Source organism: Barnesiella sp. B2-R-119, assembly GCF_023656675.1.
GTDB lineage: Bacteria > Bacteroidota > Bacteroidia > Bacteroidales > Barnesiellaceae > Barnesiella > Barnesiella intestinihominis.
Genome location: NZ_JAMOKL010000002.1, coordinates 108,015 through 133,711 on the forward strand (window position 1 = coordinate 108,015; position 25,697 = coordinate 133,711).

A 25,697-nucleotide genomic window follows, 5' to 3' on the forward strand; every position below is an offset into this window, starting at 1 on the left:
GGCACGAAGTGACGGAGGGGTTAATTCAATGGATATATCGAAAGATACCAGCAGTAACGGAGAAAAAGTCAAGCATCGGCCTCTCCCCTGCCATGTTCCGTAGCTTTACGAAACAGTATAGAGGAGAGGGATTGCAAAAAAACGTTTGATTGTAGAATGTATTCCCCTCGCACTGCGGGTACTTCCGCCCTATCACACAGCACTTTTATGAACCGGTAAATTTGCCTGTGCTTTTTCTTTGCACTATCTTTGTTGTCGAAAGGTACGACATTATTGAAAAATAACAAACAAGGCCTACCGGTTGCACATACCACAAAAAGAGTGATAAACTGGTAATGATTACCCGACTTTAAGCTCTTAATCAGCATTCGAATGAACAGCATTTTATCATACATATTTCTGATAATATTGCTTCTCTCCGGCTGTAAGGAACAGGAGAAGAACGCCACAACCGTACAGACGCCTGCAACACATACAGATTCCTACGCACTTATCAAAAGTTGGGGAGAGTACGTACGTAAAGGAGAATACGAAATACTGATAGACACAGCTAAAACCTACTACCGTAAAGCCATTGCCAACCACGACAAGAAAACACAAGCCTATGTAGGCGCATACATCGGACAAGCTTATATACTTTCCGGCCAAGCAGACTCCATGTTCACGTATTTTAATGCAGCTATTCCCTATGTAGAAGAACATCACGACACCTATATACAGACCATTATAGCCAACGGGTTAGGAATAAACGCACGCAATACGACACTCAATTACAATGCCTCCCTCGCCTACTTCCAAGAAGCTCTGCAATATGCCGACGCAAGTGAGGATAAAACAAATTATTATATCATTTTAAGCAATATGACGAGGATTTACTACCTTCGAAACGACCCCTCAGGTATGAAATACGCATTGGAGGTATACGAAGGAGGAAGCAAACTACATAATGATTATGTACGCTTTCTCGGCGCATTGAACGTTGCCACCATGTACTATCTTTCGAAAAATTATGACGAAGCGCTACATTATATATCTGAAGCCACCGCCATTGCGACACATATGGCCAACACCGACGAACCGGACGTTATCCACGGGAACATACTTGCCGCCATTGGAAAACCTCAACAAGCCGAACTATATTTCCGAAAAGTACTAAACCACACACAACGCACCAATATAGACGTACTCACCGAAGCCTACCTTTATTACGGCAACTTTCTGAAAGCGGAAAGACGTTACGACGAAGCAAATACAGCTTACCAAAATGGGCTTATACTGGCCGAACAGCAAAACCATTACTATTACCGCCTCCAATTTTACAAAGGTATGGCCGAGTTATTTCAAGAAAAAGGAGATATTGCTATGGCATCCCAACATAAGGAAAGACATCAATCCCTCGCCGATAGCATTTTTAATATAGAACAAGAACGTTCATTCAGCCACATGATACTAAACTACGAGACAGAAAAAGCTGAAAAAGAACTTAGCCGAAAAGAACTGCTCTTGTCTGAAAAAAACCGGAAACTTCAATTAGCAGTCTTCGTGACCGGGCTCATAGCCGTCATACTCATAGCTCTATATGTACTTTATGTACGGAAGAACCACATGTACCGGCAACTGGTGATATTATACGACACCCACCGTCAGCGGGAAAGACAACTGCTCGAACAACGGGACGAGAAAACCGATCTGGTAAACACCGGCCAGAAAAACAAAGCACTCTTTGAAGCCGTAGAAAAGCTGATGAACGACGAACACTTATACCGCAGCAACAGTATCTCCATCGACATGCTCGTAGAACGGCTTCACTCCAACCGCACCTACTTGTCGCGCATGTTTACGGAGCAAAACACCTCTTTCTCCGAATACATCAATTCATACCGCATCCGGGAAGCGCTCGCTCTGTTATCTGAGCCTGAAAATGACATTCCTCTGAAAGTGCTTTCCGATTCGCTCGGCTACAACTCACTTTCTTCTTTTTACAGAGCATTCCAAAAAGAAATGGGAGTTCCTCCTTCCCGTTTCCGCCAAGAAATAAAAAAACTACATTTGGACTCGTAATCCCTCTCAACCCACTTTTAAACACAGCTAATCCTCTTTATCCAACCAGAGTCGTATGCCTCAGCCGATATTTCCCGGCATACCCTCAATCTTTTCGCAAATTATCAAAATTGACAAATTGAGAAGATTTATATTTTTCTGCTTTCTTTTCATCAACTATTTTTGTCTTTAATAATAAATAGGTATTAAAAACCATCGTATATTCATCAAATTTTAGTTATCGCATGAAAAGAGTTTTAAATTTGTTTTTGGCAGTGCTGCTTGTATGCACTGTAAACGGTTTGGGAGACTTGAAAGCCCAATCAAACAACAAAGTGGCACAGTTAGAGAAACTGTCCGCCATAGAAAACAACCCGCAGAAAACAATCCGCAAGCAAACTGCTGCTATCCGTCATTCCCTGAAAACCGCTGCTTTCGCAGAAAGTGTAGAACTGTTCGGCTGTATGACCTACTCTTCCAAGTGGAGTACTTCCGAAAATGGGGAATTCGGCATTTATTCCTTCCCCGCAGAGGAAGGAACCACTTTCACGCCAGTCAAAACAGCAACCGATTTCAATCTGTCGGCAGCCGTCTATGCCGACGGGAAATTCTGCGGATACCGAGTCACGACCTACGGCTCTACCGTGTATGGCGTCAATTACTACCTCTTCGACACGGACGGCTGGACGCGAGACATACAGCAGACACTCAAAGCCTCGTACGACAACTATCCTATCAGCCTCGCTTACGATAGCAAGACCAAAACCATCTACGGGCAATTCATGTCCGAAGCAGGTACGACGAGGCTCTGCACGGTCGACCTACTCACCGGGCAACCAACACAAGTGGCAAGCACTGGCGACCGCATGTACTTCACTCTATCTTTTGACAAAGAAGGGACGCTTTACGGCATAGCCGACGATGGCAACCTTTACACTATCAACACCGCCACGGGCACGGCAGCCTCCATCGGCGCCACTGGGATCATGCCCTCAAACAGTCAAAGCGCAACTATCGACCTGAACACAGGTAAAATGTATTGGGCTGCCATCAACAACAAATTGCAATCCGCCCTCTATGAAGTCAACCTCGACAACGGCAAGGCTTCACTCGTGAGCGATTATGACGAAACCGTCGTCCTGCTCGGACTTTACACTGTACCACCGGCAGCAGCCCCTCAAGCACCCGCAGCCGTCGATAAGCTGAGCGTAAACTATACTTCGCCGGAAAGATTAGATGCCAACATTACCTTCACCGCTCCAAACAAAACATTCGAAGGAGACAAACTGGAAGGTTCGTTGGAGGTATCCATCTACGTCGACCACCAAAAGCTCACACTCGAAAACGCAACAGTCGTTGCCGGAGCCGAATTCTCCACGCCTTACACCTTTACGGAAGGTACGCACAAAGTGGAAGCCTTCGTATCGAACGCCGAAGGTGACGGTGTAAAAAGCAAAATCGAAATCTACGCCGGCGTAGATAGCCCCGCAGCCGTAGGTAATCTGCAATTCACACTAGAAGACAACCATGCCACCGTAAGCTGGGAAGCTCCTGTCAATGGAGCCAACGGCGGACACTTCGACGCCGAACTACTGAAATATATCCTCGTGCGCTACCCCGGCAATGATACGATAAACGCTGAATATACGGCGACCGTTTTCACGGAAGACCTGCCAGACGTGCTGGGCAATTACTACTACACGGTAACAGCGGTAGCTGAAAAAGTGGGAGTCGCCACCGAATCGAACCGCATCCGCTTCGGCTCGGCGTTCAAGGGTGAATTCAAAGAAACGTTCGACCACGCCAGCGCACTCGACATCTTCACCATTATCGATGCCAACGAAGACGGCAAGACTTGGGCTTGGATAAACAATGCCGCCGGAAGCGACCAGTTAGACAAGAACGCCGACGACTGGATCATCACACCTCCCATCGAATTGGGAACGGATTATCTGTATAAACTGTCATTCAAAACAAAAGGATACGGCGAATTCTACACAGAAAGTTTCAGCACCGCATTCGGTTCCGAAAACACGGTTGAAGGTATGCTTAATGCGCTTGGCGACTACACAGTCAGCGGTGACACTTACCTCGAAAAGTCATCGGTCATTGAAGTACAGGAAGCAGGCACTTACTACTTCGGCTTCCACCACACCAGCCAAGGTATGTATCTGCTTTACATAGACGACATCGTTATCGAGCCGTTCATACCGACCACCGCTCCCGATTCGGTAACCGACTTCACCGCCATTCCCGATCCGACCGGCGTCTTGAAAGCTGTTCTGACATTCAAAGCCCCGACCAAAGCCATCAATGGCGATGAACTCACCACCCTCTCCAAAATCGAGATTCTCAAGGAAGGGAACGTTATCCTAACTGAAAATGAAGTGGAAAAAGGGAAAGAATACTCCTTCACGGTCGATGGCGTGCAAGGTATGAACCATTATAACGTCATCGTGTACGATGAACAAGGACGCGGGCGCGATGCCGAAAAGTCTGTTTTCATCGGCACGGATATCCCGCAACACGTACAAAACCTCATTGCCAGTTGGGACGATGAAAACGACCAAGCCGCCCTATTGACGTGGGATGCCCCGGCGGAAACAGGAGCCAACGGAGGGTTCATCAATCCCGAAGAACTGACTTACAACTATGGAACATACCTTTTCGGCAGTATAATAGATATGGCTACCGGCATAAAAGAAACCTCTTATCTCATGACAACTGCCGGGCTTACCAAACAAACTTACACACAAGGATACATCTGCGCCGTGTCTGCCGGAGGTAAGGGTGCTTACACCCCATTCGGCATTATGTTGGGTACGCCTCTCGCATTCCCCTTCGCTGAATCGTTTACCCAAGGAAACGTTTCCACCGAAACATGGTCGGTAGCTACCGTAGGCGGAGATGATGCGTGGGGTATGTATCAGAACGGCGGTTCTCTGGACGCACAAGATGAAGATAACGGCTACGCCATGTTGGTAAATAAAAAAGCGGAAGCAGATGACAGCCGCCTTGAATCCCCTATTATCAACATTGCCGGGCAAGACAAACTCACACTTGAATTCTACCTGCACACGGAAAACGCAGAACTGACAGTAGAAACCACCGTAAACGGCACAATCTACGAAGCAGCAAGCGAGGCTCTTCGATCGGACGGTTCTAACGAATGGACCAAAGTAAGCCTCCCGCTCGACCAACTGGCCGGTAATAAACGCATACAGTTAGGCTTCCGTGGAAAAACAGAAAAAGCCGGTGCACGCATAGCCATAGACAACATTACCTTGACTTCCGGCAGTACCGGTATAGCAGATAACACAGCAGACAACAGCTCGATATACAGCGAAGGACGAAACATCATATTGACCGGATTGAAAGGAGTACAGGTCACCGTTTACTCGCTCGATGGTAAAACGATAACGAATGCCTCTTTGCATACGGATTACGAAGTCATTCCCATGCAGCACACAGGCTGCGACCTTGTCCATACAGAAAAAGGAGTTACCAAAGTACTCGTCAAGTAGCCATAAAACAAATTCATGCTTAACTGGCCGATAAATAGATTTACTTATTTGTCGGTACACCCAATCACCCAAACGGCTGCCGATAGAAAATCGACAGCCGTTTTTACTCATCAAAGTATTTTCCTCGATAATCCCCCTCGCCAACCTCCCAAACAATATTTTATAATAAAAACAAATAAAGTAGTGCGTATATTATTTTAATTGTCTACCTTTGATGACGAATTTCCAGCAACAAAAAATGTGGCAATCAAAGTAATATTTGTGGTTGCTATAACAAAGATAACAAAAGGTAAATCTTGTTTGTGGTTTGACTATGCAGAACCGTCTCCTATCCTTGTAATTACAAATTTATCATGTCATTTTCTACACCCGCCGAAATAGTAGCCCAAGCCGAACGGGCAGCACTGAATAAAATCTCGTTATCCTTTCCTAGAACGCTCGTCGCCGCAATGCTGGCAGGTATTTACATCGCTATGGGAGGACTTCTCTCCCTACTCATCGGATACGGATTCCCCGAATGGACAGCAGGAAATCCGGGATTACAAAAATTGTTGTCGGGCTGCATGTTCCCTTTGGGACTTATCTTGGTCGTTTTGGCCGGGGCAGAACTTTTCACCGGTAACAATGCCGTGCTGATTCCCGGATTTATGAAGAAGAAATACGGAATCATGCCCATATTGAAAAACTGGACGATTGTCTATATAGGCAATTTCATAGGAGCGATTTTCTTTGTTTATATAATGGTATGGTGTACGGGCATCGTTGATGCCGACCCGTGGAAAAGCGCCATCGTCCAAATCGCACAAGCCAAAGTAAACATGTCTGGGTGGGTTGTCTTCCTCAAAGGAATCGGAGCGAATTGGTTAGTGTGCCTCGCTGTCTGGCTTGGATTCAGTGCACACTCCACCGCTGGAAAAATGATGGGGCTCTGGTTTCCGGTCATGTGTTTCGTCGCCATAGGTTACGAACACAGCATAGCTAATATGTTCTTTATCCCATTAGGCATGCTGCAAGGAGCTGCGATAAGTTGGAGCGATTTCATCTTGGCAAATCTCATTCCTGCCACATTCGGCAACATCGTAGGCGGAGCCCTGTTTGTCGGCTGTATTTACAGTTATCTGTACACCAAGCGATAAATTGAATAATTTCTGCCCGGAGAGCCATGAATCCCAAAAAGTATATGGTAATCGACACATCGAGGCTGGGAACGCCGAAGATGTTTATTACCAAACAAGTGGCTCATCTCGAAATCGCTGATGGAATGTGGCACATCACTTTCGAAACCACCCCAATTAGCTATACTTACCGATACGAACGAATTAAATTCTTTACGAAAGTCGAACGAATCGACATCGAGACCCGTGGATTCTACTTGAAAAACAAGCGTATAGAAGATATTCGGGAACTGTATCGTTTCGGTGACACCCACTATTATTACCATGCGGTATTTAGTAACGGAGCAGAACTGGATTACGACGAGAAAGACGTATACGTCTCCCGCACGACACTCGACGAATGCGGAGGCGACACCTGGAAATACCTCAACCAACTGGCTGCGGAAACCGGACTCGAAATGGAAGGCATCGGTAATATCCTAAAAATGCAATACGACATTGTGGATAGAATGCGCGATAATGTCCCTTTGGCTCAGTTTATCGGAGATAAAACAAAGTTGGCTACATATAACGCCCCTAGACAAATACTCTATCCGTTCGGTTGCAATGCCAGTCAAAAACGAGGAGTCGAGAACGCTTTAACCCATCAGGTAAGCATTATTCAAGGGCCTCCCGGTACTGGAAAGACTCAAACCATACTGAATATTGTTGCCAATTTATTAGTACAAGGGAAATCAGTACTCATAGTCTCCAACAACAACTCGGCCGTAGAAAATGTAGCAGAAAAACTATCCGACAAAAAGATCGGATTAGGCTTTCTCGTGGCCCAACTCGGTAAAAAAGAGAACAAAGAAGCGTTCGTGGAAAACCAGCCAGCAGTACCGGACATATCGGATTGGGAACTCCCCGAATGGCGAAGAACAGCCGAAGAGATAAATGAGAAACTCCAAATTGTATCAAAAGGATTTGAAAAACAAACCATTCTATCCAAACTGAAAATAGAAGCGGAAGCGTTAAAAATAGAATCTCGTTACAACGAATTACAGAAACGACCAATCGTTTCTGACTTCGACTGGTTACACCTCAAACCTTCTCGACAATTATTGACCCTGAAACGCCGATACGAAACACAGATTGAACAAAGTAAAAAGCTTGGTACTGTATTTTACATCGAATGGCTGTTCCGGTTCGGATTCAAAATGTGGACTTTCTTACACCAATCCCCCGATGTAATAACCCGTGAAATCGAAGCGGCCTATTACACGGCACGAAAGAATGAGATTGAATCGGAAATCGCCAACTGCGAGAGTTTTTTAAAATCAATCGATATAACAGAAAATGTAAGTGCATTGCGGGACTTGTCGCTACAAATGCTCAAACACCAAATCTTTATCGGGAGGCAAGGTCGTAACCGTCGGTTATTTTCGGTAAAAGACATAAAACCCCGAACCGAAGAATTTCTGAAAGAATACCCCGTTGTATTGAGTACTACATACACTGCCAAAAATTGCATCGACAAAAACTGGGTATTCGATTATGTGATCATGGACGAAGCCTCACAAGTCGATATAACTACCGGAGCATTGGCTCTCTCCTGCGCCATGAATGCAGTAATTGTAGGTGATGACAAACAACTACCCAATGTGATTGATGAACGAACAAAAACGGCCTTGAAAGCCATCGAAAGCGCCTATCGGATAGACGAGAAATATCGTTCCACCACACACAGTTTCCTACAATCCTGTTGCGAAGTGTTTACCGATGCTCCCCAAACATTGCTTCGGGAACACTACCGTTGTCACCCCAAAATTATTGAATTTTGCAATCACCTATTTTATAATGGGGAGTTAGTTCCCATGACGCAGGATAAAGGCGAAGAAAATGTAGTGACCGTCATTCAAACAGTAAAAGGGCAACATGCCCGAGGACATTATAACCAGCGAGAAATAGATGTTATCCAATCCGAAGTATTACCCAACTTGACTAATAATGGTTCGGTCGGTATTATTACCCCATATCGCAACCAAGCCGAAGCCATCAACCGACAACTCGGGACAAAAATCGCAAGCACCGTACATAAATATCAAGGTCGGGAATGCGACAATATCATCATGAGTATGGTAGACAATACGATCAGTGAATTCTCTGACGATCCGAATCTGTTGAATGTTGCTATTTCTCGCGCCCAATCCCGACTTTTTGTCGTTACTAACGGAAATCAAATCAAAGAAGACAGTAACTTGGGTCAACTCATAGCATACGCCCGCTATAACAATTTCGAAGTAAAGGAAAGCAAACTCCATTCCGTATTCGACTTGCTTTACAAGCAATATACGACCGAACGTTTAAAGTTCGAGTTATCAAAAAGTAAAAACACAAGTGAACTGTCTGAAAATATAATATATCATATTTTGCAAAAGAGCATAACCAAACTACGGTTGACAAATACCGATATATTATGCCATTACCCTTTATCGAGACTCATTGCTAACGACAGCTTGTTAAACGACAAAGAAAAGTTGTTCGCCAACAATCCGATGACCCACATAGACTTCCTGTTATACAACTCGTTGACCAAGATCCCCTTGTTATGTATCGAAGTCGATGGTTGGCACTTTCACAGAACCGATGCCCAGCAAAAACGAGACCAAGTAAAAGATTGTATTCTCGATAAATATGGTCTGAGACTCATTCGACTATCTACCGTACAGACTATCACCGAGGAAAACCTCACCACCGATATTGCAAACCTCTTGAACAGGAATTTCTAACTTTACGGAGTAAAAAAGACGAGGAACTTTATAACAGCTCCTCGTCTCTCTGTAAACTTATTTATCTATCGATTATTTCCTTGTCATCTCTGCAATTACAGCCATTACTCCGGCAGCCGTCTCTTCGGCCAATTCGGGAGTACGGGCTTCGGAATACACTCGAATGATAGGCTCCGTATTGGACTTACGCAAATGCACCCAACGATCGGGAAAATCGATCTTTACCCCATCGATATCCGTAATATCGTATTGAGCATACTTTTCCTTAACAGCAACCAACAAGGCATCGACATCGATATCGGGAGTAAGTTGTATTTTCTGTTTGGCTATACTGTAAGCCGGATATGTGGCTTTCAACTGGCTGACAGTCTTTTTCTCTTTCGCCAAATGCGACAAGAATAAAGCGATACCCACCAAAGCGTCACGACCGTAATGGCTGGCCGGATAAATCACACCGCCATTGCCCTCGCCGCCTATAACCGCTCCGGTCTGTTTCATCAAAGTCACTACATTGACCTCTCCCACGGCCGAGGCGTTATATTGTTGTCCATACAGACGTGTGACATCGCGCAACGCTCTCGAAGAACTTAGATTCGAAACCGTATTTCCGGGAGTATGTTTCAACACATAATCCGCCACAGCGACTAAGGTATATTCTTCGACAAACATTTCGCCATTCTCGCATACGATTGCCAAACGGTCTACATCGGGATCCACAACGAATCCGACGTCGGCTTTTCCTTCCTTCATTACACCGGCTATTTGAGTTAAATTTTCCGGAAGAGGTTCGGGGTTATGAGGGAATTTTCCGTCAGGCGTACAGTTCAGTTCTATAACGTCTTTTACTCCCAAAGCCTTTAACAATTCAGGGATAACAATACCGCCTACCGAATTTACACAATCTATGGCTACTTTGAATCCGGCCGAGCGAATCGCATCGACATCGACCAAATCCAATGCCAAAACACTCTCGATATGTTTTTGCGTATATGTGTTGTTTTCATACAAACGCCCCAAATGATCGACGTCTGCAAAATCGAATGCCTCGGCAGCAGCTATATTTAATACTTCTTGTCCCTCGGCGGCATTAAGAAATTCACCTTTCTCATTCAGCAATTTCAAAGCATTCCATTGTTTGGGATTGTGACTTGCTGTCAATATAATTCCACCGCAAGCCTTCTCCATAGTCACGGCAAGCTCGGTCGTCGGAGTAGTAGCCAATCCAATGTTCACGACATCGAATCCCATTCCCATAAGAGTCCCGATAACCGTATGTTTCACCATCTCGCCAGAGATGCGGGCATCACGTCCGACAACAATTTTGTTCGTTTTTACCGGTGTGTTTTTACGAATAAAGGTAGCATACGCTGCCGTAAACTTAACGATATCCAAAGGATTCAGCCCATCTCCGGCTTTTCCTCCGATTGTACCGCGAATTCCTGAAATAGATTTAATGAGAGACATTTTGTTTTATTTTGATTTGTTATAGCTAATAGTATACAGATACGGTATAACCGTAGAAGTTTCAGCCGTAAATCCCAACTTTGCACGAATCAACAAATTGACTTTACATTCATTGCCGAGAAAATACATCGGGTATTGAATACCCGTCCCATATTGAGTTGTCGAAGACAATGTCGTTTCACCGAAACGAATCGTTATGTAATCGGCCGGATTCGTATTACCCACCGGATCGGGATTCTCGCCATTCATCAATGCTTTCAAATCGACCCTAAGAAAACGAATGTTTACATCATTCCCCTTCTCAAAACGATCGTCTTGTATCCCGGCATCAAGAACCTGCATATATACATTGCCGTCATCGTCCAAACGATAATAGGGCACTGCCAACGTATCGTTGTTACCGACATCTTGCAAAGTAACAAATACCGAATCGGCCGGAATGCTGTTAATTACTATTTTATCGGCCAAAAAGGCTTTCACCGCCTTATCTTCTTCTTTCAACAAATCGGCATAGGATTTTCCATTATCGCAAGACGATAATACCATCATAACCGTAAAAAAAACAAATAAAATTCGTGCTATCTTTACCATATTTATCAAATACTTCTTAGTCTTTATCCTTCACCATATATTTATCATACAAAGGTAGTATACTCCTTAACAGAGCCTGAGCCTCTTCCATCGTACCATGAAATTCTCCACCGGCGGCATTTAAATGCCCTCCGCCGTTGAAATGCTCCGCAGCAACTTTATTAACCGGGAAAAATCCTTTGGAACGCATAGAGACTTTTATATACTCCTTATCCTCTCTGAAAAAAGTAGAAAACCTTATTCCTTCGATACCCAAAGGTACGTTTACCAGCCCCTCGCTGTCACCCTTGTGATAATCATATCGCTTCAATTCTTCTCGGGTAAGCGATATCATAGCCGCCTTATATTCCGGGAAAACTTCCATTTTCTCACTGACGGCATATCCGTTCAATTTTATCTTATCTACCGAATTGGTATTATATACCAAAGCATAAATTTTATCTTTATTGATACCTAATTTTACCAACTCTGCTATGATGTAATACATTTCGGGAATGTTGGAGTTATAGGTAAAATTCCCCGTATCGGTCATCATTCCCGTGTAGATGGCTTCTGCGGAATACAACCCCATGCGATCGAACATACCCATGCGACAAATCAACCTGAAAATCAATTCGCTGGTTGATGCAACCTCCGGGTGAGAGATGGTAACATCGCAAAAATCCTCCGGATTCAAATGATGGTCGATAAGGACTTTCTTCGCTTCGGATAAAGACACAGACTTTTGCAACCGGTCGATACGGCTGATAGCATTAAAATCCAAACAGAATATAAGCTCAGCCTCCGACATCAATTTTTCGGCAAACTCGGGATAACGAGTATAGACTACGATTTCTTTCGTCCCTTTTAAAAACAAAAGATTCCGAGGGAGTAAATCCGGGACAACCACATTTACTTCTTTCCCTAACCCATCAAGAAAATGATACAAGCCCAACGAAGCTCCGATAGCATCTCCATCAGGAGATACATGACATGTAATCACAATCTTTTCCTTTTTCTCCAAGAGCTTACGAACCTGCTGTATTTTTTCTTCTGCAATTATTTTATTGATCATTTGTCTTTATTGTCTGATTTTTACTTAACGATGAAAAGACTATACTTACATTCATGGCAAAGGTAAAAATTATTATCCACATAGCGAACACTATTTTTGTTCATCTACATATTTTATCTATTATTTCCCAAATCATATCGCCGAATCGGTTTTCGATTTGACTAATATGCACTATCTTTGCAAAAATGCGAAAATAGGCGGCACTCGGCATAACCAAATTTATTTGTTTCTGCCCTCGTTTGCACTATCTTTGCCACACAAAATTGGGTAATATGAAAAAGTTTTTAGGTTTATTGATCGTCGGCATGCTTTTTTGCATGAGTAGTTATTCTCAAATTATAGAGCCTGTCAAATGGAAAGTTTCCATGCAAGGAGAAGGTAATGAGAAGGAGATTGTTTTTCATGCATATATAGAAGATGGTTGGCATTTATATGCTACCGATATTCCCTCCGGAGGGCCTATTCCTACTTCGTTCTCTTTCGACGAGATATCCAATGTATCGTTAAAGGGAGATATAACCCCGTCCAAACGACCTCATGAGGAATATAGCGCTTTATTCGATATGAAATTGGGGTGGTATAATTCTACAATAGATTTCAAGCAAACTATATTTATAGAAAATCCCGATAGTTTTAAAATTACCGGATACATAACTTACCAAGCGTGTAACGATGTAACTTGTTTGCCTCCAACCAAACATGAATTTTCTTTTGGAGAAAGCAAAACTCCAACGACAACCGCCCCGGTTATGACTCCTGTAAATCTTAATACAAACTCATCTTCCAATTTAACCAGTCAAAAAGGCTGGCAACCAGTAGTTGAAGAACTCCGGGCAATGAGTACCGAAAAATTATTGCAAGAAAGTTCTCTTTGGTTTATTTTCATATCGGGATTTATCGGAGGGTTGTTAGCATTACTAACACCTTGTGTTTGGCCCATGATTCCCCTAACAGTGAGCTTTTTCCTGAAAAAACAACAAAGCCGGCACAAGGCGATCGGCGAAGCCATCTTATACGGTTTGTCCATCATCATTATCTATGTAGGAGTGGGTTTACTGATTACCCTATTATTCGGAGCCAGTGCCCTTAACGATTTAGCAACAAACGCTTTGTTCAACATACTGTTTTTCGCACTTCTGGTTCTTTTCGCGGTCTCCTTCTTCGGGGCTTTCGATATAACCCTACCTGCATCATGGAGTAATAAACTCGATAGGAAGGCCGACACCGCAACCGGTATCATCGCTATCTTTTTCATGGCGTTTACATTGGTTTTGGTTTCTTTCTCTTGTACCGGACCCATAATCGGCACTCTATTAGTAGAAGCCGCTTCTTGGGGCGGGACGCTCGCACCTGCTGTCGGAATGGGAGGCTTCGCCATCGCCTTAGCCATACCGTTCGCATTATTCGCCATGTTCCCTTCTTTAATGAAACAATTGCCTAAATCGGGAGGCTGGTTAAACACCGTCAAAGTCATATTAGGCTTTTTGGAATTGGCATTATCACTTAAATTCCTATCGGTAGCCGATCTCGCCTATGGGTGGCACATACTCGACCGGGAAACATTTTTGGTGCTTTGGATCGTTATCTTCGCATTGTTGGGATTTTATCTGCTCGGTAAGCTCAACTTTTCGCACGATTCCCCGATTAAACACGTCTCCGTCCCCCGTCTATTCCTCGCCATCATTTCGCTATCTTTTTCATTATATATGATTCCCGGATTGTGGGGAGCTCCGTTAAAAGCGATCAGTGCATTCGCGCCCCCCTTATATACCCAGGATTTCAACTTATATAATAAAGAAGTTCACGCAGCTTTCAACGACTATAACGAGGGTTTGGCGTACGCCCGACAAGAAAAGAAGCCCATACTCATCGACTTTTCGGGGTATGGTTGTGTCAACTGCCGTAAAATGGAGGCTTCCGTGTGGACCGACCCGGTTGTAAAACAGATTCTTGAAAACAAATACGTACTTATTACCTTAATGGTCGATGACAAAGAAAAATTAAAGAAGCCCATTACGGTAACCGAAAATGGGAAATCGGTAAAACTAACGACCGTCGGTGAAAAATGGAGTTTCTTACAAAGACATAAATTCGGAGCCAATGCTCAACCATACTATGTTATTATCAATAGTGACGGAGAGCCATTAGCCACCCCATACGGATACAATGAAAGCGTAGCTAAATTTATCGATTTCTTACAAAAAGGACTAAAAGCATTTAATAAATAAACACATGTCACACACGAGAGAAGAAAAAATAGAGGCATTCGGCCGGTTTATCGATATACTCGATATTCTACGCGAAAAGTGTCCGTGGGATCATAAGCAAACGAATGAAAGTTTACGTCCCAACACGATAGAAGAGACCTACGAACTCTGTGATGCTCTTATCAGAAAGGACAACGAAGCCACTAAAAAAGAGTTGGGAGACGTATTGTTACATATCGCTTTCTATGCTAAAATAGGAGAAGAAAACGGTTCTTTCGATATTGCCGATGTTTGCAATGCTCTTTGTGAAAAACTAATCTATCGCCACCCTCATGTATTCGGTACAACCCATGTCGATGGATCGAACGAGGTTGAGCAAAATTGGGAGGAACTCAAACTGAAAGAAAAAGGCGGTAATAAAACCGTACTCGAAGGCGTGCCATCGGCCTTACCGGCTCTAATAAAGGCTTATCGAATACAAGATAAAGCACGCAATGTAGGCTTCGACTGGGAAGAAAAAAGCCAAGTCTGGGACAAAGTTTTTGAAGAGTTCGGCGAACTGAAAAATGAAATAGAAAACATGAACCCGGATAATATGGAAAATGAATTCGGAGATCTATTTTTCAGTCTCATCAATGCGGCAAGACTTTATGACATCAACCCGGAAAATGCATTGGAACATACGAACCAAAAGTTTATACGACGGTTTAACTACCTCGAACAGGAAACATTACAAAAAGGTAAAAATCTAAAAGATATGTCTCTCGCCGAAATGGATGCCATTTGGGACGAGGCCAAACAAAAAGGACTGTAATCAAATTGAACTTACTACGGCTCTCATTTGTTCATTCGCTATAACACATATAACGAATCACTAATGAGAGCTTTTTTATCACTCTTCCTACCTCTGCTCATATCTTCGCTTCATGCAGAAAAAATAATAACCAACCCGAACTGGGTCGCTCGAAATACGCCGGTTGTAACAGTCGACAGCATTCTATTACGAGACACCGTAAGCCGAATGTACATCACGCTAAAACAACTACCACATACGTCTCTCACCATACACGACGATTGGGTCGTCCAAGACAGTATAAAACGGTTTTCTGGGAAAGTACGGGATATAGACGGTGTCGACTTCGACCGAATTTTCCAATTCGATAGCGACAGTACGATCCATATAGAAATGGATTTTCCTGCACTCCCTCCGTCCTTAACGGAGGTCGATATCATCGGAAATCAAAAATCCAACGAAATCAGAATTATAGGTTTATCTCTAACCGAAAAAAGGAACAAGACTTCCATATATCCACAACCCAACCCTATATACAGATCTGCTACACCAGCAATAACATTCGACACAGCTATACTACAAGGTAAATTCGTCGGATATCACAAACGGTTGAATTTACCCGACGGGAAAATCATACAGGACGATCTGTTCTCCGGGAAACAGACCGAAATAAACATTCCTATCGCACCAGACGGTTCGTTCTCCGCAAAAATCCCTACACACTATCCAATCCAACAAAAACTAATTTTGGGGGATCGATATATCCCTTTTTATATCGAACCAACAGATACGCTTTACATAGAAACGTACTTGGACGAATTATTCGCTCCCTATCGATATTCAGGAGGAATAGAACAAAACTGCGTTCACTCGACATACCGAGGTAAGAATGCCCGAATCAATTACGAACTAAGGAAAATACGATTAAAAAACATTTCAGAAACGGAAGATTGGATAAAAAGCCTAAACACCCTTTCAACACAAAAATATTATACTTCGGAAGAAAATAAATTTAAAGCAAAACTTGAATATATAAACTCGAAATATAATCAAGGAGAAATATCCAATACATCTTATCATTTATCAATTCTAAATAATTACTATAATTTTATTTATCATATATTTGTATATATGAAGATTATAGATAAAGATACTATAAACGAATATAGTATTAAAAATATAGATTATACATCATTCGCAGGCATTTCCGCCATGAATGACCCTCTATCTACGACTTCGGAATATTACCTGCCTTTTTTAATGTTATTGGAAAGTTGGAGAGCCATGACGACACCTCCTAATTGGGAATATTCAGACTTTATAAAAGCTCTCGAAAAGCGAAATATAAACTTATCAAATACCGAAAAAGAAACTCTGAAATTTGTATTCGGAGAGATCCAAACGCCACCCGATAATGTAGAAAGAACCATAGAGTCGTTCAACAAAAAATCCGAAAAAGAACAAATTTCCATGAGAGAAGAGAAACTCCGAGCACTCAGAAAACAAACATACGAAACCTATTTCGGACCATCTACCGATTTCACTTGCCAACTTATTAATGCCCGCTCGATCATCAGGCTTATACACTCCCTCGACAGGAAACTGACTGAAACTGAAATAAAAGAATTTACCGCCCCGATTACCGACCGCAGACTCCTAAAAGTCATCGACCAGACAAATTTTTCTTACAAGCCCCAATCTCTACAAGGCCATTGACCGGATATTACGAAGAATGAAAATAAAAATGTAACTTTGCATTCGGAAATGAGCAACAGTAAGACACGACCGGAAAAACGGATTTTGTCATTCCTTGTTTCTTCGTTTAAACTACAAAACAATATAATGAAAGTCTGTATAGCCGAAAAACCCAGTGTAGCCAAAGAAATAGCCGATATAGTAGGCGCAAAAAACCGACATGACGGATATTACGAAGGAAACGGCTATCAGGTGACTTGGACTTTCGGCCATCTCTGCACATTAAAAGAGCCTCATGAATATACCGACTCGTGGAAACAATGGACATTGAGATCCCTGCCCATGATACCCACCCGATTCGGGATTAAATTAATCTCCGACCGGGGTATAGAAAAACAATTCGGTATCATAGAATCGCTCATGTCCAACGCCGAAGCCGTCATAAACTGTGGTGATGCCGGTCAAGAAGGGGAACTCATTCAACGATGGGTTATGCAAAAAGCTGCTTGTAAATGCCCGGTCTACCGCCTTTGGATATCGTCCTTGACAGAAGAAGCCATACGAGAGGGATTTCAAAATCTCAAACCTCAAACAGAATTCGACTCTCTTTATTTTGCCGGACTTTCACGGGCTATCGGCGATTGGTTGTTAGGAATGAACGCTACCCGGCTTTACACGTTGAAATATGGACAGAACCGTCAAGTCCTTTCCATCGGGAGGGTACAGACTCCCACTTTGGCATTAATCGTAAACCGTCAACTCGAAATCGAACATTTTGTTCCTCAACCTTATTGGGAATTGAAAACCTTATATCGGGAAACGACATTCGCCGTTACCAAAGGGAAATTTCAAACCGAAGCAGAGGGAAAAGAATTTCTACAAAAGATAGAGGGATTCCCCTTCACGGTTACCGATATAACGACCAAACAAGGAAAAGAAGCTCCACCGAGATTATTCGACTTAACCAGCCTTCAAGTCGAGTGTAATAAAAAATTCTCTTTCTCGGCTGAAAACACCTTGAAAATCATTCAGTCGCTTTACGAAAAAAAAGTAACCACCTACCCTCGTGTCGACACTACATTTCTAAGCGACGACATATATCCGAAGGTTCCGGGCATAATGTCGGCATTAACAGCTTACACAACATTAACAGCCCCCTTTTCGACCGGGAAGATTCCCAAGAGCAAAAAGGTATTCGACAACTCCAAAGTGACCGATCACCATGCCATCATTCCCACGAACGTAAAGGCAACCAACCTCACCGGCGAAGAGCAAAAAGTGTACGACTTAGTGGCCCGAAGATTTATTGCGGCATTCTATCCCGATTGTATCGTTTCCAATACGGTCGTACTGGGCGAGGTAAATCAAATCGAATTTAAAGCCACGGGAAAACAAATTTTATCTCCGGGGTGGAGAACCGTATTCGGGAAAGAAGAAAATAACGAAGAGTCGGAAAGCACCTTGCCTGCTTTCACCAAAGGTGAAACCGGCCCGCACACACCTTCTTTGGCAGAAAAATGGACCCAGCCTCCCAAACCGTATACCGAAGCCACATTATTGCGGGCTATGGAGACGGCTGGAAAATCGGTAGAGGACGAAGAACTGAGAGATGCCTTGAAAGAAAACGGTATCGGACGTCCTTCCACGAGAGCCGCCATTATTGAAACGCTGTTCAAACGCCACTATATCCGTAAAGAAAGGAAGAATCTGGTTGCCACTCAAACAGGAGTGGAGCTAATCGGGACTATTCGCAACGAGTTGCTAAAATCGGCCGAATTGACCGGTATTTGGGAAAACAAATTGCGTAAAATAGAACGCAACGAATATCGTGCCGCCGATTTTCTGGAAGAACTGAAAAAAATGGTGGGCGAAATCGTTTTGTACGTACTAAGCGACAATTCCGGCAAAATCACAGCTGCTCCACCACCGGAGGAACCGAAGAAAAAATCGACGACATCGGCCAAACCCGGGAAGAAAAAAACAACAAATAAAACATCTACGGAGAAGAAACCAAAAGAACAACTTTTATCATGTCCCGTATGCCACACCGGCCATATCATACAGGGAAAGACGGCATACGGATGCAGCCGATGGAAAGAAGGATGCGGTTTCAGGTTGCCATTCGACAAAGCCGGGAACCCTCTCGATGAAGAAACGCTGCAAAAACGTATTCAAGACTATAACCCGAATACTCATTTGAATCATGAATAAAGAAGAATGGTTTCCTCTGATAGACGAACAAGGTAACACAATAGGAAAAGCGACCCGCCGTGAATGCCACAACGGATCGAAATTGCTCCACCCGGTAGTCCACCTACATATTATAAATAACGACGGGGAGTTGTATCTTCAAAAGCGATCGATGAATAAAGACATTCAACCCGGCAAATGGGATACGGCCGTAGGCGGTCATATCGATTACGGGGAGACCGTCGAAGAAGCGTTGGCAAGAGAAGTTCGCGAAGAGTTGGGAATCACGCATTTCATTCCGATACATGTGCTTACTTATATCTTCGAATCGGATCGGGAACGCGAGATGGTAAACACATTCTATACGGTATATACCGGAAAAATACAAATCGATCCAGTCGAAATCGACGACGGAAAGTTCTGGACATTTTCAGAAATACATGAAAATATGGGGAAAGGAATCTTCACTCCTAATTTCGAACAAGAATTTCTCCGCATAGAATCCCGGCTTATCCGAGCCATTAAACAGGGAACTATGAAAAAAGATTGTGAATAAAGACGAAGACTCTGTTCACACCTATGTATCCCCCTTCGGGTTCTATAAGTCTTTTTTACCTCATCTTATATGGACAAGACATTTTACTCCCTGTGGATTAATCCACACCGAATTATATCGTGTACCAAGATTAACCGACAAGGTCTCCGACCTCCGCTGAAACAAACTCTATAAGAGCCCCGGCTGCTATTTTTATCTGTAATCCTCGTTGTCCGGCACTAATATAAATAGGGTCATGTGACAAACAACTTTCGTGAATATATACAGGATAATTTTTCTTCATGCCAATGGGAGAACAACCACCCCGAATATATCCGGTAGTCGGCAACAGTTCCTTCATGGCAATCATCTCGGCACTCTTATTTCCCGATATTTTGGCAGCCTTTTTCAAATCGACCTCTTTGTCGCCCGGAATCACACAAACGAATATCCCGTGTTTATCGCCACGCAATACCAAAGTCTTGAATACTTGTTCTATATTCTCACCCAGTTGTTCGGCAACATGAGTAGCAGCTAAATTATTCTCGTCGACTTCATAAGGAACCAATTCGTATGGTATTTTCGCCCTATCCAACAGCCGAGCCGCATTCGTCTTATTCGTCTTCATACCTAAATCAATAATCGGACAAATATAGCTATTTACAGAAAACCGAAAAAGAATATATCATGGAAGCTAAAAAAGATTTTACTACCACAGCCCATGCTGTTTATTTTACCCCAAATAGTATTGATTCATAACCGTTAAATTTTTTCCTAATTCAAGGATTAAAGGTTTTCCCGTGGGTATTTCTACATCGACAATTTGTTTAGGCGATAAATTTTGCAGCATCATTATCAAGGCCCTCAAACTATTTCCATGAGCTGCAACCAGTATCGTTTTGCCTTTCTCAGCCTCTGGCAAAATACGCTCTTTCCAACAAGGCAACACTCTATGAACAGTATCTTCAAGCGATTCACCATGAGGTAGCAGTTTTTCTTGAACCATCTGATAACGGGCATCATGAGCCGGATATCTGAGATCCTCGTCTCCTACTTGCGGAGGTCTGACATCATAACTCCGTCGCCAAATATGAACTTGCTCCGCCCCATACTTCTCAGATGTTTCCAACTTATTCAAGCCTTGCAGCGCACCATAATGTCGTTCATTGAGCCTCCAATCTTTATATGCCGGAGTCCACAACCTGTCCAATTCTTCCATAACTAAAAAGCGAGTAACAATAGCACGCTTTAACAAAGATGTAAACGAAATATCGGGATATATGGAAAAACTCCGTAACAACTCTCCTGCCCGACGAGCTTCATCTCTCCCCTTTTCAGACAATGGGACATCTGTCCACCCCGTAAATCGGTTCTCCTTATTCCATATACTCTCTCCATGCCGGAGCAAAATCAATTTATTCATCGAGGATTCAATTATTGTAATATATATTCAGATTCTCCCCAATACCCTCAGAATCGGTTATATTCATGGAAGTTAATATTTCGGATACATTTATCAGAGGTAACGGATAATTTTTGAATACTGTATTTTGTGTACGTAGTGCCAACATTCCTCTCATCGACCCGATTGATATACTCAATAACAATGCAAGTAACCGAGTATCAACTATGACTTGGGAGTTTTCGAGCTTAACAAAATCCCTCAATTTCTCAATTTTATAAACCACAGCGATTCTATAAAAAAGAAGTTCTTGACCGATAAAATTACGACGACGAATATAACGGACTCCTGTTATCAACTTAAAATAATCCCGTTTAACATCGGGATAAATATTTACCACAAACTTAACCGGAATAATCTCTTTTCCTATATTTATCGATTTTTTTGCCGCAGGACAGGTAAAATCTAACTCCTCTATATGTTCCAAACTCAGTTGTATCGAGGGTATCTCCATTTTCTTATACATTTATTCATATAACACACGCCCTGTTCACTTTGTTTGGTCCATATAAAAAGAAGGCCGGTGAAAATTCCAATTCACCGGCCTTCTTTTTATATCTATTACGATACTCAATCGTTCATCGACAGCAAAAGTTCTTCATTCGAAGAAGTACGCTCCATACGGTCTCGCATAAATTCCATTGCCTCTATCGAATTCATATCGGACAAGTATCGACGCAATATCCACATACGGTTGAGTGTGTCTTTCGGTAACAACAAATCGTCCCGACGAGTACTCGATGCCGTGATGTCAACAGCCGGGAAAATGCGTTTGTTAGACAATTTCCGATCGAGCTGCAACTCCATATTACCCGTTCCCTTGAACTCCTCGAATATCACCTCGTCCATCTTCGAACCGGTCTCGGTCAAAGCAGTAGCGATAATCGTAAGGCTTCCCCCGTTCTCTATATTACGAGCCGCACCGAAAAAGCGTTTAGGCTTATGCAACGCATTGGCATCGACACCACCGGAGAGCACTTTACCGGAGGCCGGAGAAACCGTATTATAAGCTCTCGCCAAACGAGTGATGGAGTCTAACAGAATGACAACATCGTGACCACATTCAACCATACGTTTGGCTTTTTCCAATACGACACTAGCCACTTTCACATGACGTTCGGCCGGCTCGTCGAAAGTAGATGAGATAACCTCGGCTTTTACACTACGGGCCATATCGGTAACCTCTTCGGGACGCTCGTCGATCAACAATATAATCATATAAACCTCCGGGTGATTCTCAGAGATAGCATTGGCTATATCTTTCAACAACACGGTCTTACCCGTCTTAGGAGGTGCAACGATCAATCCACGCTGTCCTTTACCGATAGGAGAAAACATATCGACCACACGAGTAGATAAATTACAGTATTTTCCACTCGTCAAATCAAATTTTTCATCGGGGAAAAGAGGAGTAAGATGATCGAACGGGACACGGTCTCGAACATATTCGGGTGTGCGACCATTTATTTTCTCCACCTTCACCAGCGGAAAATATTTCTCTCCTTCCTTAGGAGGACGAATAGGTCCTTCAACGACATCGCCCGTCTTCAAACCAAACAACTTTATTTGCGATTGAGAAACATAGACATCATCGGGAGAAGTCAAATAATTGTAGTCGGACGAACGAAGAAATCCATACCCATCGGGCATCATCTCCAATACCCCCACACCTGTCAATATTCCATCGAAATCGTATGGTCTCTCGACAGGTTTCGGCTCAGGGACAAACGTTTGTTGATTATTCGAGTTTTGGTTTTGCCCATTGTTATTTCCTGCATTATTCTGGCTGTTCCTATTCTGTGGGACGAATGTGCGCTGTCCTCTCGGAACAAATCTTTGCTTTTCGCTATGTGGGAAGAATGTCTGTAACGACGATGTAGGCAACGGTGCTTGTTGTCCTTGATTTGCGGTAGCGGGCTGTTGTTGAATAATTTCCTGTTGCTTGTTTTCTACCGGGGTGGAAGGCGTTGTAACCGGAACAGAAGGCGAGGGTGTTTGCAGTGTGTTTTGAGCTTCATTTATCAATTCAGCCGGAAGAGCTTTCTTTTGTATCCGTTTGCGTTGTTTGGGTTGCCCTCCTTGTGTACTTTGCTGAGGAAGCTCTTCGTTTTCATTGGAACCGTTATTTTCCACCAACGCCATAGAGCTTTCTTTTAAATTCTCAAATAGTTCGGCTACCGGCTCTTTCAAAGCGGGATGAGAAGATAACCCAGTCTCTTCTATAATAGAAGGAATATCTTTTACTTCTGTAACATTATCCTGTTTTGCATCTTCTTTTTTCGAGGTTTCACTCGTTACATCGCTTTTTTTCTTTCTGCCTTTCTTTTTCACCTCTTTCGTATCTTCCACTCCTGTCGATTCCACAGATAGAGACGGTGTAGGCTCTGTATTTGATTTACTTTCTAGTTCATTCGGTTTTTCAAGTACAGACTTCTCTTTATTTTTCTTAGGTTTAGGACCTCTCTTTTTCGGAGCAGGAGGATTAGCGGCAGCTTTACTTGCCATATCAATAGCTTGTTGATCAAGAATTTTATAGACAAGATCTTCTTGTTCTATACCATCAATCTTTTGGATACCCATTTCAGCAGCTATCACTTTCAACTGGTCAAGAGTTTTAGCGCTCAATTCTAAAATATTATACATGAATAAATAAATATGATTTACACTTTATATTTATTAAAGCTACCTGCATGATTACTCATACTGGCTGAAAGAACAAATATAATTATTGGATTTTTGAATTTACTGCGTACAGAATTTCACTACGCAATTTCACCGTACAAATATACGGCCGATTTGTCAAACAAAACAAGAAATGTAAAAATAAGTTTATTATTTAACTATTTTTCATATTTAAATTCGATTATTCTCTTTGTATCCGCAGTCACTCGATATCCATCGGCCGCGCGCTCTCCCAATATCCATATTATCGTATTTCCCGAACATAGCAACAAAGCATTGGCTTTATCGATTAGAGAATATTTTCTATCTCTAAAATAATCGCTCAATTTACGACTGCCTTTCATTCCAAAGGGGGTAAAACGATCTCCCGTCTCCCACCGGCGAATAATTAGCGGAAATACAAGTTTGTCCAAGTCGAAACAAGCATAGGATTTATCACGAGAGAAACAATACGTTTCATCGTTGTCCAGACATCGATACGATAAATTTCCGTGTAACAAAGCTCCACATTCTTCGAGACTTTCGATTTTCTCTACCACAGTCCCGGCCTCTTCTCTTTCCTGTGATTCCAATATCAAATATTCCCTGTCTTTAACGATTCTGTAATTCCGAGATAAAAACACCTTCCCAGAAATACCGCCACAAGACGATATTATCTCTGTTATCTGTTCGGAAACAAAGCCGTAAGGAGTCAAAAATTCAAATAAGAAAGCCTTAGGCGACGGAAGCTGTTTCAGTTTCTCCACCGGAATATAAATATATTCACCTTTATATTCCAACACGTTTTGCTCCTGCTCATGTATAGCCGCTTTATAGACCGATTCTACTTCCCTCAAATTCAAAATAGAAGAATATATGGAATGGTCAACCGACGGATTGATCGAACGTAACAAAGGCAATACTTGTAATCGAATTTTATTTCTGATATAAACCGATTCTAAATTGGTACAATCGACCACATACGACACCCCATGTTCCGACAAATACGATTCTATATCTTTACGGGAAACGGTCAACAACGGTCGCACAACAAATCCGTTACGTGGTTTCATCGACGTAAGACCGGCAATCCCGGTTCCTCGAATTAAATTCAGCAACAGGGTTTCCACACTATCGTCCCGATGATGGGCCACGGCTATCGCCTGTGCCCGATATTGTTTCCTTTTCTCTTCAAACCAATCATATCGCAGTTGGCGGCAAGCCATCTCGACCGACACATTATTGGTCATCGCATAACATGAAGCATCAAACGAAATCTCCTCGAACGGCAAATTCCACTCAAAAGCTATCTGCCGAGTAAAATTCCTGTCCCGCAAAGATTCTTCACCTCTCAAATTGAAATTACAGTGACAAACTATACACAAATATCCCAAACTCTTCAAGACATGAAGTAACGCAATAGAGTCGGCTCCTCCGCTCACACCAACGATAACAGGGCCAGATTTGTCTAAAAGTTTTTTATCCTCGACAAACTCGTGTATACTTTGTAAAAATGGAGAGACAGACATATCGTTACTTCTTAAATTCATAACAAAATTAGTAATAAAGGAATATTTTTTCAGCAGATTCCCTTT

The 25,697-nt window shown here is 42.7% G+C and carries 17 protein-coding genes; 9 read left to right on the forward strand and 8 right to left on the reverse strand.

Annotated elements, in window-relative coordinates; genetic code table 11:
• Window positions 1-372: 372 nt before the first annotated feature.
• The 4 genes from NBH06_RS03660 to NBH06_RS03675 all read left to right on the forward strand — a co-directional run bounded on the left by NBH06_RS03660 (window position 373) and on the right by NBH06_RS03675 (window position 9,450).
• Complete coding sequence (locus NBH06_RS03660; protein WP_195491551.1) at window positions 373-2,061, forward strand: helix-turn-helix transcriptional regulator; 1,689 nt, start codon at window positions 373-375, stop codon at window positions 2,059-2,061.
• A gap of 224 nt (window positions 2,062-2,285) precedes the next feature.
• Window positions 2,286-5,564 carry a choice-of-anchor J domain-containing protein gene (locus NBH06_RS03665; RefSeq protein ID WP_250792818.1) on the forward strand — a complete coding sequence of 1,093 codons (3,279 nt, stop codon included), beginning with the start codon at window positions 2,286-2,288 and terminating at the stop codon, window positions 5,562-5,564.
• Window positions 5,565-5,917: 353 nt separating this feature from the next.
• The gene (locus NBH06_RS03670) at window positions 5,918-6,700 is read left to right on the forward strand and encodes a formate/nitrite transporter family protein (protein WP_250792819.1); all 783 of its coding nucleotides are present in this window, start codon (window positions 5,918-5,920) and stop codon (window positions 6,698-6,700) included.
• A 26-nt stretch (window positions 6,701-6,726) separates the two neighbouring features.
• A complete protein-coding gene (locus tag NBH06_RS03675) occupies window positions 6,727-9,450 on the forward strand; it encodes an AAA domain-containing protein (protein ID WP_250792820.1) in 2,724 nt (907 codons plus the stop codon).
• Window positions 9,451-9,522: 72 nt separating this feature from the next.
• Here the strand turns inward: NBH06_RS03675 and glmM are convergent, their stop codons facing one another.
• From glmM to NBH06_RS03690, 3 genes are read right to left on the reverse strand one after another with little or no spacing between them, the layout of a single operon-like run.
• Window positions 9,523-10,914, reverse strand: a complete 1,392-nt coding sequence (gene glmM / locus NBH06_RS03680; protein WP_118687200.1) for a phosphoglucosamine mutase — start codon at window positions 10,912-10,914, stop codon at window positions 9,523-9,525.
• 6 nt (window positions 10,915-10,920) lie between these two features.
• Complete coding sequence (locus tag NBH06_RS03685) at window positions 10,921-11,505, reverse strand: DUF4827 family protein (RefSeq protein ID WP_008861983.1); 585 nt, start codon at window positions 11,503-11,505, stop codon at window positions 10,921-10,923.
• Window positions 11,506-11,521: 16 nt separating this feature from the next.
• Window positions 11,522-12,559, reverse strand: a complete 1,038-nt coding sequence (locus NBH06_RS03690; RefSeq protein ID WP_046409485.1) for a DHH family phosphoesterase — start codon at window positions 12,557-12,559, stop codon at window positions 11,522-11,524.
• A 272-nt stretch (window positions 12,560-12,831) separates the two neighbouring features.
• Between NBH06_RS03690 and NBH06_RS03695 the strand changes: the two genes are divergently transcribed.
• The 5 genes from NBH06_RS03695 (at window position 12,832) to NBH06_RS03715 (ending at window position 20,000) form a co-directional block, all read left to right on the forward strand.
• Window positions 12,832-14,787: a protein-disulfide reductase DsbD family protein gene (locus NBH06_RS03695; protein WP_250792823.1), complete on the forward strand. Its 1,956-nt coding sequence runs from the start codon at window positions 12,832-12,834 to the stop codon at window positions 14,785-14,787.
• Window positions 14,788-14,791: 4 nt separating this feature from the next.
• Entirely contained in the window at window positions 14,792-15,580 is a 789-nt protein-coding gene (gene mazG / locus NBH06_RS03700) for a nucleoside triphosphate pyrophosphohydrolase (protein WP_008861980.1), read from the forward strand.
• Between the two features lie 63 nt (window positions 15,581-15,643).
• Window positions 15,644-17,275, forward strand: coding sequence for a DUF3823 domain-containing protein (locus NBH06_RS03705; protein ID WP_250792825.1), 1,632 nt, complete (start codon window positions 15,644-15,646; stop codon window positions 17,273-17,275).
• A 126-nt stretch (window positions 17,276-17,401) separates the two neighbouring features.
• The gene (locus NBH06_RS03710) at window positions 17,402-19,465 is read left to right on the forward strand and encodes a DNA topoisomerase 3 (protein WP_250792828.1); all 2,064 of its coding nucleotides are present in this window, start codon (window positions 17,402-17,404) and stop codon (window positions 19,463-19,465) included.
• Window positions 19,458-20,000 carry an NUDIX hydrolase gene (locus tag NBH06_RS03715; RefSeq protein ID WP_155012511.1) on the forward strand — a complete coding sequence of 181 codons (543 nt, stop codon included), beginning with the start codon at window positions 19,458-19,460 and terminating at the stop codon, window positions 19,998-20,000. Before NBH06_RS03710 ends, NBH06_RS03715 begins: the two co-directional genes overlap by 8 nt.
• 130 nt (window positions 20,001-20,130) lie before the next feature.
• Here NBH06_RS03715 and ybaK read toward each other — a convergent pair whose 3' ends face one another.
• From ybaK to tilS, 5 genes are all read right to left on the reverse strand, one after another.
• Window positions 20,131-20,607: a Cys-tRNA(Pro) deacylase gene (gene ybaK / locus NBH06_RS03720; protein WP_046409475.1), complete on the reverse strand. Its 477-nt coding sequence runs from the start codon at window positions 20,605-20,607 to the stop codon at window positions 20,131-20,133.
• 105 nt (window positions 20,608-20,712) lie between these two features.
• On the reverse strand, window positions 20,713-21,402 hold the full coding sequence (gpmA, locus tag NBH06_RS03725; RefSeq protein ID WP_155012513.1) for a 2,3-diphosphoglycerate-dependent phosphoglycerate mutase: 690 nt from the start codon (window positions 21,400-21,402) through the stop codon (window positions 20,713-20,715).
• Window positions 21,403-21,409: 7 nt separating this feature from the next.
• On the reverse strand, window positions 21,410-21,895 hold the full coding sequence (locus tag NBH06_RS03730; protein ID WP_021891237.1) for a hypothetical protein: 486 nt from the start codon (window positions 21,893-21,895) through the stop codon (window positions 21,410-21,412).
• 116 nt (window positions 21,896-22,011) lie between these two features.
• Window positions 22,012-24,084, reverse strand: a complete 2,073-nt coding sequence (rho, locus tag NBH06_RS03735) for a transcription termination factor Rho (protein WP_021891236.1) — start codon at window positions 24,082-24,084, stop codon at window positions 22,012-22,014.
• 197 nt (window positions 24,085-24,281) lie between these two features.
• Window positions 24,282-25,652 carry a tRNA lysidine(34) synthetase TilS gene (gene tilS / locus NBH06_RS03740; protein ID WP_250792830.1) on the reverse strand — a complete coding sequence of 457 codons (1,371 nt, stop codon included), beginning with the start codon at window positions 25,650-25,652 and terminating at the stop codon, window positions 24,282-24,284.
• Window positions 25,653-25,697 lie beyond the last annotated feature (45 nt).